This is a genomic window from Nocardia sp. NPDC057455 (assembly GCF_042802775.1).
In the GTDB taxonomy this organism is placed as follows: Bacteria; Actinomycetota; Actinomycetes; order Mycobacteriales; family Mycobacteriaceae; genus Nocardia.
In genome coordinates, this window is record NZ_JBHVDM010000006.1 from 81480 (window position 1) to 99127 (window position 17648).

Annotated in this window: 1 protein-coding gene (only partly in view); it reads right to left on the bottom strand. The window is 72.1% G+C overall.

Translation table 11 applies throughout. The annotated features are described in order from the left end of the window. Positions 1 to 6 precede the first annotated feature (6 nt). On the bottom strand, positions 7 to 17648 hold the 3' portion of the coding sequence (locus ACFU5M_RS04105; RefSeq protein ID WP_379043356.1) for a hypothetical protein. Its footprint extends 12205 nt past the window's final position; 17642 of the gene's 29847 nt are visible here — the last part of the coding sequence; its start codon lies beyond the right edge, outside the window — the gene reads right to left on this strand; the stop codon is at positions 7 to 9.

The window sequence follows — 17648 nt, forward strand, 5'->3', positions numbered from 1 at the left end:
TTCCGGTCATCCGGCGAAGATCTCGGTGCGGCGCTGGGGGTCGGCGACCACGGCGCGGATCAACGCGCCGATGTCCATCTCCTCCGGCACCGAGCGATATATCAGCTCGCAGAAGACGGCACCGCCGACGACCACCGCGAACCGGGTGGTCCGCCACCCGACCGTGCCCCATTCGACGCCGACGGGCCCGTCCAGATCCACCGCGCGATCGCCGACGCGCAGGCCGAGCCCGCCCTCGTGTCGATAGAACACCACCGAAACTCCGCCGAGTTCACCGTAGACGCCGCTGTGCGTGCCCGCCTCGGACGGGTTGGCGCGCAACGCGCCGGTGATCGGGTCGAACTCGGCGGGCACGCCGAAGCCGGCGAACGGGCGGACGAACAGGCCTCGATCCTGGCGGCGATGCCCGTTGCCGTGCGGGCCGCGGCTGTTCGTCGGTCGGCCGCCGTTCGCCGGAGGCATCGGCATGCCGGGTGGTGGCATGGGCACACCCGGCGGGACCGTGCCGTCGGACTCGCCGGGGACGTCCGGGTGACCCGGCCAACCCGGTGACGTCGGCGGACCTGAGGGGCCCGGATACGGCATCGACGGGTACGAGGGCGGGGTCGACGGGTACGGGGGCAGTGGTACCGGGGGTACCGGGGTCGGCTGGCCAGGCGTAGGCGAGCCGGGTGGGGGCGGAGACGTGGGCGGTTCTGGAGGCGTCGGCGGAACCAGCGGCGTGTGCGGCTCCGGCGGTGCCGGTGGCGGCGGCGGCGTCAACGGGGTAACCGGTGGCGGCGGAACCGGAGACACTGGCGGAACCGGAGGCGTCGGTGGGCCTGGCGGTGCCGGTGGCTGCGGCAGCGACGGCGACGGCGACGGCGACGGCGACGGCGGAACCGGAGGCACCGGTGAAACCGGCGGCTGCGGCGGCTGCGGCGACGGCGGAACGGGAGGGGTCGGAGGCACCGGCGGCTGCGGGTTCGGCGGCTTCGGTGGTTCCGGCTGCGGCATCGGGACCGGCCACGGTTCCACCTCGTTCAGGAACGGGCCCGGCATCTCGAACTCGTAGTCCTTCGGCGGATGCGGAATGTGCGAGCGCAGGGCCCAGTTCGGCGGCATCCGCCGGGATCGCGCCGGACCGGCAGCCGACGGACCCGTAGGCGGTTCCGAATCACCGCCACGGTTCGAGCGTGCACCGCCCGACGGCTCCTCGTCACCGTCGCGATGCCCGCGAGCACCGCTGTTCGACGAATCCCCGCCACCGTCCCGCTTCGAACGGGGCGTCTCCGCATTCGGTTCTCCGCCACCGCGAGTCGCCCGCGAACCGGACGCCCCCTCCGGAGAACGAGGCACGGCACCCTCAGCTTGCCGCACGGCGTCTTCGACCCGCGCGAACTCCTCCTCCGCCTCGAACACACGCCGGGCAGCGTGCTCGAGACCCGCGATCCGCTCCTGCCACGGGCCCTGCTCATCCACCCGCATCGTGCGCGAACGCAGACCCTCGAGTGCGTCATCCAACGCATCCCGCGTCAGATCCGCATTATTCACCGGCAGACCACGCCGAGCCGCCCCCAGATCGGCCCGCGCATCCGCCAGCGCTCGCGCCGCCGCATCCCGCTGAACGGATTGTCGCGCCCGCTCCGCATCTCGCTCGGCACGCGCCGGCTCCTCAGCCGCAGGGTCTGGTTCGTGCACACCGTCGTTCGAGGGCTGGTCGACCGCCCGGGTGGCCTGTGTGACGGCGTCGTCCACCCGCGCGACCTCATCTTCGGCATCGAATACGCGCCGCGCGGCGTGCTCGAGACCCGCGATCCGCTCCTGCCACGGGCCCTGCTCATCCACTCGCATGGTGCGACTACGCAGACCCTCGAGTGCGTCATCCAACGCATCTCGCGTCAGATCCGCATCATTCACCGGCAGACCACGCCGAGCCTTCACCAAACCGGCGCGCGCATCCGCCAACTCGCGCTCCGCCGCATCCCGCTGCGTGGACAGCCGCGCCCGCTCGGCATCCGCCTCGACTCGCGCCGATACATCGGCATCGCTATCCGAGCCCGGTGCATCCGAATGTCGCGCGCTCGGCGGCTCGGCGGCTCTGTCGGCCTGTTCGAGAGCATCGTCCAACCGATTCAGTTCCGCCTCGGCGTCGAACACTCGCCGCGCGGAATGCTCCAGCTCCGCAACCCGCGCCTGCCAGGGGCCCTGCTCATCCACCCGCATCGTGCGCGAACGCAGACCGTCGAGCGCGTCTTCCAACGCCTCGCGCGTCAGATCCGCATCGTCGACCGGTAGCCCACGGCGCGCCTCCGCGAGGTCGGCCTGCGCGTGCGCCAACTCGCGTGCCGCCGTAACCCGCTGGGCGGACAAGTGTTCCAGGTCGGCACGAGCGGAGCGCCGGACGAGCTCGCCGAGGGCTGCGATGTCGTCGGTGCGCCGGACGACCTCGGCGCGCAGTTCGGCCTGCACCTGCGCGAGCTGGGCGGGAGTCAGTCGCTCGTTCTGGTCGAGTTTGCCGTCGCGGTAGACCTCGTAGACCTCGGCCCACCGCTCGGGGCTCGCGTCGGTCAGGTCGACGCCGACGAGGCGCGCGAAGTCCCGGCCGGTGCCGCGGTCGGGGCCGGGTGGAAGGTCGGTGCTGCCGTCCAGCATGCCGAGGCGGCCGGGGGCCTCGGTGAGGGGGGCGACATCGCCGATGACGTCCAGCAGATGCCGGACGGCTTTGTCGTGCACCGGGAACTCGACATCCGATACGCGGGGATCGATCGCCTGGTCACCGTGGGCGCGCGGGTCGAACACATCGACGGCGGCGAGGGCGTCTGCGTAGTCGGTGAGCGCGTCGACCAGATCCGGGTGCAGGTTCGGTCGCTGCGACAGATTGGCGATCACCTCGCCCAGCTGCGCAACGCCGGTGATCCGCACCGTTCCCGGCAAGGCGTCGAGGCGGCGGACCAGCCGGTCGTCGGCGGCAGCGATCGCGGCCTGGTCCATGCCGCGCAGCAGCTTCGCATACTTGACCAGCGCCTCGGCCCGCTGCTGACGCAGAGCGTTACGGATCTCCGGGTCCGCGAGCGTCTCGGCGAGGCGCTGCGGTGTCATCTGCGCAGCGTCCAGGCCGAGCCGGTGCGCCAGCAGATTCCGCGCGTCGCCGACCTGGTGGTAGGTGTCGATGTCCCAGGCGGTGCGCGCGTAGTCGATGATCGCCTCGATCTGGCCCGCGCGAATCGCGTTCGCGTCGCGCAGCACCGCGAGCCGCTCGGCGAGCCGGTCCGGCGAAGCAAGGTCCGCTTCGGTGATGCCGAGGCGCTCGGCCAGTTCATCGATGGTGGCGCCGATCTCCGCCCGAGACAACGGTTCCGGCGCCTCCGGCGCGGCGGGGAGCGCGCCGGGTTCCACCGGAACATCCGGCACGACGCGCCAGCCGTCGCCGTCGTTCACCACGGTCACCTCGAGTCTGCGTCCCTCGACCTCGCCGGCGAAATGACGCACCTGCGTCTCCCCGGCGTCGACGACCGCGATGCGTTCCGGCCCCGGCTGCACGTCGGTGACCAAGTAGTGGACCTCGACGATGCCCTCGGTGACGGCCTCGGCGAGCCGTGGGTGCGCAGCGAGCGCGTCGGCGATGACACGGTCGTGGTCGAGCCTGCCGTCCACGACCACCAACCGCATCGGCCCACCGGGCACGCCGGGGATCAAACCGATCCCGGTGCCGTCCTCGAGCAGTGCGCCGCCCCGCGCGAGCACCCACTCCCGCCCGGCCATGTCACCGATCAGGCCGGTGAGCTCGTCCGCCGCGGCGTCGGCCAGCAGGAATTCCCTGGCGTCGGCGAGGAAGCCGGTCAGGCCGCGAGCGTGCTCACGGATGCGGTCCATCTCCTCGGCGAGCGTGTCCGCCAGCTGATTCGCGTCGAGCGCACGCAGATCGGCGCCGAGCAACTGCGCCCACACGGAGCGCTCGTCGTTGATCTGATCGCGGCGCAGCGCGTTCTCGAAGAACGCGCGCAGTCCCTGATCCTGGCCCGGCTGGTCGGTGTCGTAGAGGTCGCCCCACTCGCGACTCGGCTCGCCGCCGTTGTTGACCCCTTCCCAGTTCAGCAGGGTGGGATTGCCGCCGAAGGCACGCACGACCTCACCCAGGAAGCGGTTCATCGGGTTGGCGTCGAAGAAGCCGACCTCGTCGCTGTAGGGAATCCGCCCGTCTTCGGCGTTGTACCGGCGGGACGCCTCGGCGAGTCCGGTGAGCGCGCCGATCCGGCGGATCTGCTGGTATCGCAGCAGATCGCCGGCCCGGCGGACGTTCTCGGCGGTCGGCTCACCGAGGTCGACACCGAGGGCGTCGGCCGCGGCCACCAGGGCATCGGCCAGTTCCTGCCGCCGGACCGACGCCTCCGACAGCTCGCGCAGCCAGTCCGCGAGTTCACCGCTGCCCGCAGGCAACTCCTCGCCGGGCCGCTCGGACGGGTGCGGCATGGTGTCGGGCGTCTCGTCGGTCAGCTCCGGCCTGGTATCCGGCGCGGCGAGCGCGCGGGCGTCCCGCGCCTCGGCCTGTCGCTTCAGCTCGTCGAGTTCCACCCCAAGTTCCCGGCGCACCAACTCCGGATCGGCCTCCTCCAGCCAGTACCGGTACTCCTCCCCGTCGCGGGTGATCGGTGTGCCGTACTCGGCGGCCTGGTTGTCGACCCGGGAGGTCAGGCGCTTCAGCAGCGGAACGAGTTCCCGTTTCCGCCACATGGTGACGGCTTCCTTCAGGATGCGGACCGGGCTGAATTTGGTCTGCAACACCTCGTATTCGTCACCTGGCGCGGGCGTCGGATCGTAGTGCTTGGTGAGCGGCAGCCCGGCTTCGTGGGCCAGCAGCGACTGGCCCGCGCTGTCGACGCCGGAGCCGGACGGGTACTTCGGGTTCTGGCCGCGGAATCCGGCGTTCAACGCCTCCCACAGGCGGCGTAGGCGTGACTTCGGTCGCGCCGGTTCCCGTGGTGCGGGCACGGTCGTGGCCGTCGGCTCGGGGGCGTCGAGACGTTCGGGTATCTCGACCCGCCACCGGTCGTTCTCGTCGGGGACCAGCCGCGCGGGCACCCGCTCGTCGTCGACCTCGAGGGTGTATCTGCGGGTCTCGCCCGGCTCGGCGCCGGTCTGCCCGCGCGCCGCTCGGACGGCGTCGGCGAGGTCTGCGATGGCTTCCGCCTCGCGGCGCACCGCGGCCCGGGCGTCTGCCACCGTCCCGTCCGGATCGCGATCCAGGTCCGCGGGATCGACGCGGAGCCGCCGCGCCCAGGTGTCACGGGTCGCGGTCGCCTGCGCGCGCAAGTCGGGGTCGCCCACGGTGCGGGCCCGCTCGGCCGCCGCGGCCATCGCCTCGACCGCGCCCGCCCGCAACAGGTTCCGGTAGCGCAGATCGGCGATGGTCGCGCCGAGATTCTCCGGCGACAGGTCGGTCTCGTCGAGGCCGAAACGGCGCGCCAGCCGGTCGCGGGTCTCCACGATCGGCGCGAGGCGCGGAGCGCGGGGCGCTGGACCGGCAGGCTCCTGTCCGTCGCGGACCGATCCGTCCGCCAAGTGCGAATCCCGCCCTCGGCCTGCGTCGTTCGAGAGTCGCTCGGCTGCCTGCGCGACGGCGACATCCAGACGGGCCACTTCCGCTTCGGCCTCGAATACGCGCCGGGCGGCGTGCTCGAGCTCCGTGAGCCGGTCCTGCCACGGCTGCTGCTCCTCGACCCGCATCGTGCGCGAACGCAGACCGTCGAGCGCATCATCCAACGCACCCCGCGTCAGATCCGCATCGTTCACCGGCAGACCGCGCCGAGCCTCCGCGAGTTCGCCTCGTGCGTCCGCCAATTCTTCTGCCGCCGCATCCTTTCGGGCGGTCAGGCGAGCGAGTTCGGCCGGTGCTCGCCCAGCGGTATCGGCGGAAGCGGCCCGGCCGCCGGGGTCCGCGGGTGGAAGGGGACTCGGGCTCGCTGCCGGCGCGGGGAGTTGCTGTGGGCGCGGTTCCTCGACCGGCAGGCCCGCGCGGCGCAGGTCGGCCCGTACTTCGCGCAGTCCGTCCTCGTGCGCCTCCGACAGCCAGAACTGTTCGTCGCCGTAGCGTTCGTCGCTGGTGAGCGGCCCGAAGTCGTCCGGGAAGCGCATGCGGGGGCCATCCGCATCATCGAGGAAGCCGCGGGCTCCGGCGAGTTCGGCGAGTTCGGCCAGCGCCGCGAGCGGATCGCGCAGCCCGGTGAACGCCACGTCGAGACCCAGCGCCTCGGCCAGTCGGCGGACGTATCCGGCCTCGACGTCGGTGAGCGGGCCTGCATCGCGTTGGCTGGGCCAATCGCGTTGTTCCCGAAAGAACTCGACCAGATCTCTCACCGGATTTCCCGTGCGGCGGGCATTTTCCGGTCGACCGCCGGTAGGTGGCTGCGCGTTCGTGGGCGGAGTCGGCGGGGCGCCACCCGTGTCGCCTCCGGCCTGCGAATCCGCCACATCATCCGGTTGGGCGGCCGAGCGTTCCCGTTCGGCACCGGCACGCGCCGATTCCCCGGCGTCGACATCCGCCGCACCCGAGACCGTGTCACCGCTGTGGTCCTCCGTGGAGGGCGAGGCGCCTTCGGCAGATCGGGCGGGCTGCGCGAGGTCGTCTTCGATCGCAGGCGAAACAGGTTCTCGCTGAGCGGGTTTCCCGGTCGCGGGCGGGGAAGCAGCGGGCTGTGCGTTCGGATCGACCACGTCGAGGGTGGATCCGTCCAGTCCGTGTTCGAGTTCGGTGAGCCGGTCCATGGCGCGGCGGTGGATCTCGTCCAGTTCGGCCGACAGTCGCGTGTGCAACTCGTCCAGTGCCTGGGTTTCGGGAGCAACGTGCGCGGCGTCGTCCTGCCCGGCGGCGAGCCGGGCGACGGCGGCGTCGAAGTGCTGATCGAGGTCTATTGCGATCGCGTCGAGCTGCGCGAGCGTGTCGCGCAGCAGTGCGTCGAACTGCTGGTCGGTGCGGCGGGCCGCGTCGTCGAATTCCGCGCGGATGCGCTCGAGCGCCGCCTCGGCCGAGTTCTCCGGCTGGGTGCGAATCGCGGGCGGTTCCAGCGGCGGCGCTTCGTCCGCGCGTGCGCCCTGGTCGGTGCCCAGTCGTGCGGACAGATCGTCGAACCGTTCGGCGATCTCGGCTTCGATTTCGGCCAAGCGGTCGAGGGCGCGCTGCTCCATCCGATCCAGATCCGTACTCACGCGGCGCAGCAGGTCATCGAGCTGCTGGTCGATTCGACGGTGCATTTCGTCGAGTTCGGCGAGCGCTCGGTGCGCGTCGTCCCGCTCAGCCACAACTTGCCCGCCGTCGCGCGATTCGCCCGGACGTGCGACGCTCGTCGTCGCAGCCGGCTCACCCTCGGCGCGCTCGACTCGCGACTCCGGCACACCCTGTCTACCGTCACCTGGCTCGTCGGGCTCGCCCTGACGCGTGACGTCCGGTGGGTTCGCCGGGGGCTTCTGCCCACCGCCGTCGGCACCGGGCTCCGGCGCCGGAGGCTCGGACTCCTGCGGGGGCGACTGCTCCCCGGCCGGCGGGCGGCGGTCGCCGGCACCGGCCGGGCCTCCGGGCCGTGGCGGCGTCGCATCCACGACGCCCGCAGCGGGGGGCAGGTAGCCCGGGTTCGGTGGAAGCGGAGCCGGAGCGTACGCGATGCCCGCGCGCCATCCGGTCAGCGGCGGCCGGTCGGCATCCCAGTGGAAGCCGAGGCCGATCGCGTGGGCGTTGGCCTGCTGCCAGCTCGCCCCGGGGTTGGCATCGAGGAACCGCGCCTCGGCCAGCATGTCCCGGAGCAGCACGAAGTCCTGCGGCTGCGGTGCTTCGCCGATCAGGCGGTTCCATGCCTCGGCGACATCGGCGAGACGATCCATCCGCGTGTGCACGTACCGGCCGTGCGGGTCGCTGTGGTCGCGTACCCGATGCTCGTCGACCATCAGGTGGTTTTTGATCCGCGCCAGATCCTCGCGGGTGAGCGCGGGCACATCGTCGCGCATGTGCTCGGCGAGCGCGGCCGCGATGCGTTCCGGAGCGCCACCGCCCGCGAGCAGTTCGCGGACGTCTTCGACCGTGTCGCGGATCGCCTCGGGGTCCGCCTCGGCGAAACGGTCCGCGAGTTCGCCCGCGACCCGGTCGATCTCGTCGTGGATGCGGCTGAGCTGGGCCTCGACGTCGCCCAGCGGGTCGATGCCCGGCTGTCGCTGGACCAGCTGTCGCGTGACGACGTCCACCACCTCGCGGGCCCGCGCCTGCTGCTCGGCGCGCCGATGCCGTTCGAGGCCTTCGGCGATGCGGTCGAGATCGGTGTCGTCGGCGAGGAACCGCTGGTACTCCGCGTTCGCCCAGTCCTGGACTCGCTGCCAGGCCGCGATGTCGCGGTCCCATTCGCGCTGCAGTCCCTCCGGGATGTCGACCCGGTCGCCCGGCGGCACGTGGTCGGCCGTATTCCACGGCCGGTGCATCGGCTGGATGTTGCGCTGCGGCGGGGCGAACCACTCGTAGTTGCGGAACACCGTGCCGAACGGCGGCACGTGCCGCAGCCAGGGCCGCGCCTGCACCCACTCGCCGATCTCCGGATGACGCTGGATCCACGCCTTCACGGCCGGATGCTTCGGCACCTGCGCCGCCATCAGCAGCAGACGGACCACGTTGTAGGAATCCCCGCCCCAGTGCTGGGTGAAGACATCGTCCGGGTCGACGCCCGAGGTGTCGTACCGCGAAGGCGCCTGCGGCATGTGCACCGGAAGGGTGCTTTCCGGGATCATGCCCGCCGGGACGTCGTCGGTCGGCAGCGCGATGTCGTTGACGACGTCCTCCATCGCCCACCCGCTGACACCGTCCGGCAGTTCCTTCGGCGAGTACTTCTTGGGCAGCTCGCCGCGATCGCGCCCGAACTCCCAGTCCGGACGGGTCGGGTCGACGCGGTGCCAGACGCCGTCCGCGTCGCGCCACGAGGTGATGTCCAGGCGGCGACCGCCGATCCAGCCGGTGCTCAACCGTTCGATCTCGGGCGGGTCGATGTCCTCCACCCGCACGTTGTCCGCGCGGTCGGCGAGCACCCGCCGGTAGTCGACCGCGGTCTCCGGGCGCACGATCGCCTGTGCCACATCGGAACTGCGGCGCAGGGCCTCGGTCAGAGCCGCGTCGTGGTCTGCGCGCGGTGCGGCGGGGTCGGGCCGGGGACCGAAGACGATGATGCGCGGTCGCTCGCCGTCGATGATGCCGACTCGGTCGGTCACCATCCGGCCACCGATGCCTTCGACGAGGTCGCGGTAAACGCCCGCCACCCTCGCCATCTCGTCCTGGATGCGGCCGATCGCGTTGTGCGCCTCGTTCACTTCCCGCGCGACGGCGTCGAGTGCGTCGATGTCCCGGCGGCGAGCCGCGGCCTCTTCACCGGAGAGCGTGCCGTCGGCGCGCCCGTCCCGGACCGCCGCGCGCAGGTCGGCCACGGTCCGCTCGAGCCGGTCCGGCTCGCAGGCCGCCTGATCGGCTCGTCCGTCGGAGTCCGACAGGCCGAGGCGGGCGGCGAGTTCGTCGCGCTCGTGCCGCAGCGGCTTGACCTCTCGCAACGCATCGGCCCGGCGCTGGGCCAGCTCTTCCAGCGCGTCGATCACATCCTGCGGACGGGACCGTTCCACTCCGACGCCTGCCCTGCGCAACTCATCGATCCGCCGGTCCACCTGCTCTATCCGCTCATCGAGCAGGTTGACCTCCTCGGCGGCCGCAGCCAGCTTCTCGATCACCCGCCTGCGATGCTCGAGTTCCAGCGGCTCCGGCGCGACCCGGTCGGTGTGCGGCGCATCGTCGAGGCCGCCGACGTCATCGATCGTCCGGACGTTCGCTGCCTCGTACAGCCGAAGGACGGTGGCCTCCAACTGTTCCCCGCGCAGCGCCGACTCGTCCAAGCGGACGTTGCCGCCCCAGAAGTCGCAGCGCGCGACCCGGTCGTCGCGCTTGGCCCGCCAGAACTCGCGTTCGCGGGTGAGCTTCTGACGCTGCTGGACGAGCCGGTCGTATTCGCCCAGCGGGGTGGTGGAGAGTTCGAGGTTCGCCGATTCCGTCTCGAGACGGGCGGCCTCGGCGTCGGCGACGGCGAAGTCCCGCGCGGCCTGTTCCAGCTCATCGATCCGGGCGAGCTGTTCGGGCATCTCGGTGACCGGCATGGTCCGCCCGCGCAGTGCCTCCAGCGCCCGGTCCAGGCCGTCCGGTCCGGGTCGCAGGGCCGCCCAGTCGTCGGCGTCATCGATCGGCAGCCGCCCCGCGAGATCGTCACGCCGCTGACGCAATTCGTCTCGCCGGGCCAGCGCCTGCTCGAGTTCCGTGGCGAGCCGGTTGTATTCCGCACGGGTCTCGGCGGACATCCGGTCGCGTGGGTCCTGGAATCCGGTGCCTCCGTCGGTCGGTTCATCCGTCCCGCGCCGCATGGAACCCGGATCCGTTGTGGCGGAAGCCGAGTCGGCCGATGGCGTGGGGTCGGGTCGCGTCGAGTCCAGTGCGCCCGAGCCCGGACCCGTCTGCGGTGCAGTACCTAACGGCGAGTAGAGCCTGCGCAACCATTGCGCCCGGTCCTCCGCCATCCGGGCGTTCCATTCCGCCTGTTCGGCGCGCAGTTCGGCCCAGGGATCGTCCGGGTCGGCCGCGGCGGCGCGCCGCAACCGATCCGCCTCGAAGGCGGCCGACCAGGCTTCGTTCTCCGCCTGCTCCAGTCGCAGCCAGGCCGCGCGGTCGGCGGCCATACGGGCGTTCCATTCGGCCTGTTCGGCGCGCAATCGCGACCAGTGGTCGTCCGGGCGCGTGTCGGCCGGCCCGCGCAACCAGGCGGCGTGGTCGGCGGCCATATCCGCTTCCCAGTCGGCCTGCTCGATCCGCATCTGGAAGTACCAGTCCGACCGTGGCCCTGGTTCTTCGCCGGGTTCATCCGCCGAAGGAGGCGCGGCGGGCGGCTTTTCGGCACCGCCGTCGCCGGAGGCGGGCTGCGCGGTATCGGGGTCACCCGGTTCGGCCGGGACCTCGGGCCGCCGCCCGGCCGCGGTGTGCTCAGGCCCCCCGGTACCGACTGCGGCCTGCTCCCACTCCCCAGTACCGGCTACGGCCTGCTCCGACTCCCCGGTGGCGGCTGCGGTGTGCTCCCACTCCCCGGTACCAGCTGCGGTGTGCTCCGACTCCCCGGTACCAGCTGCGGTGTGCTCCGACTCCCCGGTGGCGGCCGTATCCGCCCGCGAGGCGATCGGAACGACCTCGATGGTGCCGTCCGTGTCGACCCGCAACTCACGCGGCCGCGCGCCCCGGTGTAGCGCCTCCGCGACCTCCGGATACCGTGCGGCGGCATCGGCCAGCGCGCGAGCGGAATCCGTGCCGCCGAGATTCACCACCAGCACCATCGGGGGCTCGCCCGCGAGTATGCCGACGCGATCGGTGACCGGTCGGGCATCGGCGCGCAGCAACGCGTCGCGTTCGAGGGCGGCCGCCATCGCCCGGTCCAAGCGCTCGACCCGCTCCTCTGCTTTCGCGAGCCGCTCCGGATCGCCCGCCGCGCGGGCGGCGGAGCGTTCGCGCACCGCGGCCCGGTTCTCCGCGGCCAGCCGGTCCAGCACCGCCTGCCGCCGATCGGCCTCGGCGCGGCGGCCTTCGCCGGGGTCGGGGGGACGGGGCGGATCGAATTGCGGCGGGTTGTGTTCGGCGTCGCCCGCATCGATCGCGCGCGGTGCCTCGTCGCGGCCGTTGCGCGACCCGAGGGACAACCGGTCGGCCATCCGCCGCAACGGGCCCCGTGGTTCGCGCCGGATCAGATCGGCTCCACCGTCGTCGAGCAGCTGGGCGATCCGCTTCTCCAGCTTCTTCACACTGGTGTCGGACATGCCCTGGAACAGCATGGCCAACGCGTCGTCGAGCCCGCCGTCGCCGGTGGGAGCGGGCACGCGCCACCCGCCGTTGCCATCGGCCTCCAGCACGATGCCGAAGGTGTAATCGGCGATCTCGATCCTGCCCGATGTGGTCCGCGGCCAGGACACGCGCGGTCCGCTGTCCGGATCGGGCAGCGGCACCTGCCTGGTGGCCAGTCGGTGGGCGACCACCGCCGGATGCGGTTCACCGGCCTCCGGCTCCGCGCGGAAGTGCGTCAGCGCGTCGTAGCGCAGCGTGCCCTTGTTCTCGCGGCCCTCGTATGCCTCGTGCGCGTCCGCCGCCCGCTGGTCCTTCTTGGTGTGGAACATCTCCGGACCGAGCCTGCGCAGCCACGCCTCGAAGCCGAGGCCGGTTCGGCCGGCCGACCGATAGCGCAGGTAGTGCGCCAGGAACTGCTCCATCGTCTCGTGACGGTCCGGCTTGCGATACGGTCCCTCCGCTATCGCGGAATGCAGCCTGCGGACGGACCCATCCGTCTCCCCCGCCTCGACTGCCAGGTATTCGAGCTGATGCGTCCCGCTCCACAGCACGTCGGCGTATGCCGAATTCCGTATCGCCAACTCGCGCAACGCGTCGACGTGCCCGCCCCGCTGAGCGACGACGACGAGCCGATGCTCGCCCCGCTCGCCGGTGAACAGCGCGACGCGTTCGGTCAGGCGGACACCGGCGGGATCCCGGTCGAGCAGGGCGCCCACCACACGCCGAGCGGCCGCCAGGTCGTCGAACTCGGCGGGTGCGTTCCGGATGGGCGCCGGATCGCCGGCCATCGGCCAAGGCTGGTAGCGGCCTTGGTTCTCCGCGGCGGAGCGGGCGACTTCCATCGCGATCTCGGCCTCGGGCAGGCCGACCTTGTCCACATACTTCCGCAGGGCGGCCAGGCCGGCATCCATCGCGCGACGCTCGGGTGACCCGCCGTCGTCGGTGCGCGACGCTTTCCGGTATGCCCGGTCGTAAGCCTGGGTGTAGGCGGTCTCGGCAGGCCCGACCGGGACGAAACGTCCCGATTCCCGCAGCACCCGCAGGGTTTCGATCTCGACCGCGAAGTCGCCGGTGCGCATCCGCCGCAGCTCGGGCGAGTCCGCCTTGTGCGGGTTGGGGGCGTGGTCCAAGTCGGCGGCGGTGAACCCGTTGGCCCGGTCCCATGCCGCGGCGTAGTGGGTGGCGTAGTCGACGCCGTCGATCAGCGGTCCTCGCTCGACCAGCGCGGCGCGCACCTCCCGCACCGCGGCCCGGAAGGCGGCGGCGTCGAGCATCGACGGCCGGACCGAGTCGTTGCCGCGATACGCCCGCGCGGCGATCTTGCGTGCCTTCTTGCGCGCTTCGTCGAATGCCTGGCGCAACCGGTCGTCGTGCTCGACGGTGCGCGGCTCGTCGACGCCGCGATCCCGCTCACTCTGGTATGCCGCGCGATCCTCGCGGACGCGGGTGAATTCGAACGCCCTGGCGTGCGCCTCGGCCTGACGGTCGAGCATCGCGCTGACGTACTCGTCGCGCGAGAGCGTGAGTCGCTCCAGCGGTCCGTCACCCGCCCGCGTCTGCTCGGCCATGGCGGCGGCGTGCACCCATGCTTCGGCGAGCTCGAGCGTCGACGAATTCAAATGCAGCACAATGCTGTCGGCGGATGGGACGTAACCGGTGTCGGATCGCAGCAGCTGCCTGCCCCCGCGGGCAGCCGGTGGGTCGTCGAAGGTGAACCGGACATCGACGCCGAGCCGATCGATGGTGCTCATCGCCCACCGCCCGACGGAATTGCCGTCGCCGCGCACCCGGTCGCCGCGCATGTTCGTGTACACGCGGAGGTTGTCGCCGTCCAGCTCGCGCAGCACGCGGTCGATCCGGTCGGTAACCTGGTTCGCCCGCGTCGGCTCCTCCGCCGCGGGACGGTCCGGTGCACGCTCCGCGTCGAGCTGCCCGGGATTCCGCTCGCGCATCCAGTGGCCGTCGTCCTCGGACCAGACGGAGTACGGATCGGTCTGCTCGTGTCGCAGACGCACCGCGCCGGAGTCGTCGACGTCCACCCACACCCGGTCGGCGACGACGTCCTCGACCACCACCGTGTGCCGCAGCGACATGTCGGGGGCTTCATCCCCGGTCACCGGGGTGAACCGGTCGCCGGTCTCCACGACGAACACCCTCGGTGGCGATCCGGGCAGCCACGCCACCCGTTCGGAGAGCCAGCTGCCACCGGCCTCGCGGACCTGCCGGTCCATCAGGTCGTGCCCGACGCGCGCCGCGAGTTCGAGGGCCACCCCGTCCCGCGCCGCGACCGCGCGCCCGCGATCGGCGGCGAGTTCGCTCAGCACCCGCACCTGGGCGTCGAACGACGACGGCTCGTCGCCCAGTTCACCGCGCAAGCGGGCCAGGTCGCGCAAGTGGGTGAGCACCGCTGGCCGATCCTGGGCGAACGCATGCCGGTCGAGCACGTTGCGCTCGGGATCGAATCCGTCGAGCTTGCCCACCAGCTCATCCCACAGGGCCTCGACGCGGCCGATCTCCCTGGTGTGAGCCGCGTGCCTGCGCACGAGTCGCTGTGTGTCGCGAGCGGCCTCCGCGGTGGCCGGACGATACTCGTCGGTCGCGCGATCGTGCTGCTGAGCGGCGTCCCAGTCACGGCCGTGCGCACTGCGCGCGCCGGCGCTCTCCTGGGCAGACCACGGTGCGTCGAACAAGTCACCCGCGAGCAGCGCGTCGACGCCCGCCGCTCGTCCGAGCTCCCGCAGCCGCCCTGCGTCCATTGCGGGGTCGGTCTCTGCCGCCCTGACCACCGCCGCGTCATAGGCGTCGAGGTACTGCCGGCGCACCGCGCGCTGATAGGCGACCTCGACCGGCGCGAGTGCGGTCGGTCGTCCCGGATATCCGGCGTCCTCCAGCTGACGGAGGAATTCCGCCTGCCTGCCGGTCGCCACGGCATCGGCGCGCAACTGTGCCGCGACGTATTCCGCACGCGTCATGCCCCTGATCCGGGAGGGCGTGACCTCCACCTGCCCGGCGCGGATCGCCTCGGTCAGCGCGGCCAGCCGCACCAGCTCGCTCGCCAGCTCGGCCTGCCCGCGGTCGTGGGTGTCGATCAGGATGTCCATGGTGCGGCGGTCGAAGGCATCGGCCTCGCCGATCGAGTCGCCGAGGTCGGCGAAGCGCACTCGGGCGCCCTCCGCGCGAAGCACTTCCGCCGCCTCGCGCCCGATGGCGGACTGTTCGAGCAGCTGCCACACCTCGGTCGCGCCGGTGTCGATCCGAGCCAGCTGCCACAGGTCTTCGCTGCGGACGTCGGTATCCGTGCGCTCCGGCCGGTCCCGGTCCGCCGCCTTCTCCGCGGTCGGCTCGTGCTGGTCGTCGTCGCCGGTCCGCGGCGATTCGCTGTCGTCCGGCGCCGGGCTCGGATCCGCACCGGCGAACTCGGGCTCGGTGAAACGCACTGTGGGCGCCGGGTTCCCACCGAGTTCGCCCGCCTCCACACGTACTTCGGTGAAGCCGTGCTCGGCGGCGAGTTCGCCGAGGAGGGTGTCGCGCACCGCTTCCTCGGGCGTCCGGTACAGCTCCGGCCCGTCGGTGCCGGGATCGCCTTGCCGGTGCCACGCACCGCGGATCTCGGTCACCAGGTGCCCGAGTTCGTCCATCGCGTCGCGGAACATGGTGGCGCCTTCGGCCGGATCGGTCGCCGGGTGCATGCGCAAGCGCAGCACACCCTCGCCGTCGACGGTGGCGTTGATGCCGAAATCGTCCGGGCCGCGCAAGAAGTAGACCTTGTTGTACTCACGGCCCACGGTGTGATCACCGCTGCCGGGAGGCGTGGTGTCGTCCGACGGCGATGGCACGGGGGCGATGTCGCGCGCGTGCTCGCGCACCCGCGCCAGCCGTTCCATGACCAGGTCGTGCCATGCGGTGCGGCCGTAGCGCTCGAACTCCGGCCGCACCGCGGCGATGCGCTCGGTGAGGATGTCGATGGCCGCGCGGGTCAGCGCGTTGTCGTGGTAGCGGACGGTTCCGGCGTCGTCGCGGCCGAGGAATCCCTCGGCGAACGGGCTCACGGCGCCTCGCGCCTCGGCGCTGTTCTCGAACGCACGGCTGTGGTCGATACCGGCGAGCTGACGGTCCGGCCCGGCGAGCCAGCCGAGACGATCCCGATCCGGGAGGCGGACGAGCGTGTCCAGCAGACCGAGGGCGCGGCCGGGAAGCGACTCGGCGTACCCGAGTTCGTGCGGATCGGCGAAGTCGCGATGCCGGTCTCCGGCCGGTTCACCCGGCATCACCTGCTGGTAGACGACGGTGGACGCGTGCAGCACCGACTCCGGCACCGGGGCGTCGATGGCGCGGCCGAGCACGCCGGTGAGCACCTCGGCGACGGCGTGCCGCGGGTTGACCACAACCTTGCGGATCAGCTCGGCCCCGTTGCCGAACCGGACCAGCTCCACTCGCCGGGCGCTGTGCGCCGAATCGCCTTCGCGCAGCACGATCGCCCCGACTTCGCCGGAGTCCAGCGCCTCCGCCACCACCTGGTCGAACGAGCGCGCACCGTGCGCGGCGTCCCAGGCGGAACCGTAGAAATCGGCGTAGGTCTGGTCCGGGCCTGCGGGCTGGGTGTCGATCAACGGGCGCAGCGCCTCGAACGCGGCCTCGCGCGCCCGATCCTGATGGTCCTCCGGCCAGGCATTCGGCTCGGCCGCTTCGGCGGCCGCGTGCGCGGCGTCGTACGCCTCGATGTACACCCGTTCGAGTTCGGTTTCGGGTATGTCGTGCCGCGCCGCGCGCAGTTCGCGGATGGCGGCGAACTCCAGCAGGCGCGCCGCAGTCTCCAGGTCGAGCATCGTGCCGACGTACTCGCTGCGCGACGACCGGGTCCGTACCCGAGCGGCGTTCGGCATGTCCGGCGCGTGGGCCAGGTCGGCGCGCGTGCCGCCGCGCACCAGCGCGAGCATCTGCTCGATGTCGGTCAGACCGGGATCGAGCACCAGTCGCCGGCGCGCCGGATAGTAGCGATCCGTGGCTCCCGATTCGTACTCGATGCGCACCTTGTGTTCGGTGAGCGCCTGATCGATCTGTCTGCCGATCTCGGTCCGGGCCAACTCCGCGCGCAAGCGTGCGGTCCGCTCCGCCGCCGCCGTCCCGGCCAGGTCGCGCAGGGTGGCCTCGCCGATCGGGTCGCTGGGCGCGATGCGCTCCGGCTCATCGGCCGCTCGGACCCGCACCCGGCCGAAGTCGTCGATCTCCAGCTCGAGGAATCGGCGCTCGACGCCGTCGCGACCGAGGAGCGCGGCCACGAACGGGTCGCGTCCGGCCTCCCGCATGACCCGTTGATGGTCACCCGCTTCCGCGGCGATCACCAGCCGGTCCGGCTCGCCCGGAATATGCGCGACGTGATCGGTGAGCACCCGCGCGCCCGGCTCGCCGCGGACGGCCGCACCGAGCACCCCGCGCGCGGCCGGCGCGGACAGACTGCGCCGCTGTCCCTCGAGCCGGGTCGCGGCCTGATCCCGCAGATCCGCCGAGTCGGCGAGGACGCGCAGATCGTGCTGCCGACGCCGCAGCTCCGCGCCATCGCCGGCCCGGGTAGCGGCATCCGAAGCCGCCTCGGCCTCCCGCAGCGCCCGCTCGATCTCCGAACGCGAGACGTCGCGGGCGCCGAAGACCGCCTCGGCCCGGCGGGCGAACTCCGCGGCGGCCTCCTGCGCCCGCAACCTGGCGTCCTGCCGGTTCAGCGCGCCCTGCCACAGCTCGTCCGCGGTGACCGGTGAGAACGGATGATGGCTGCCCGCGACGGACG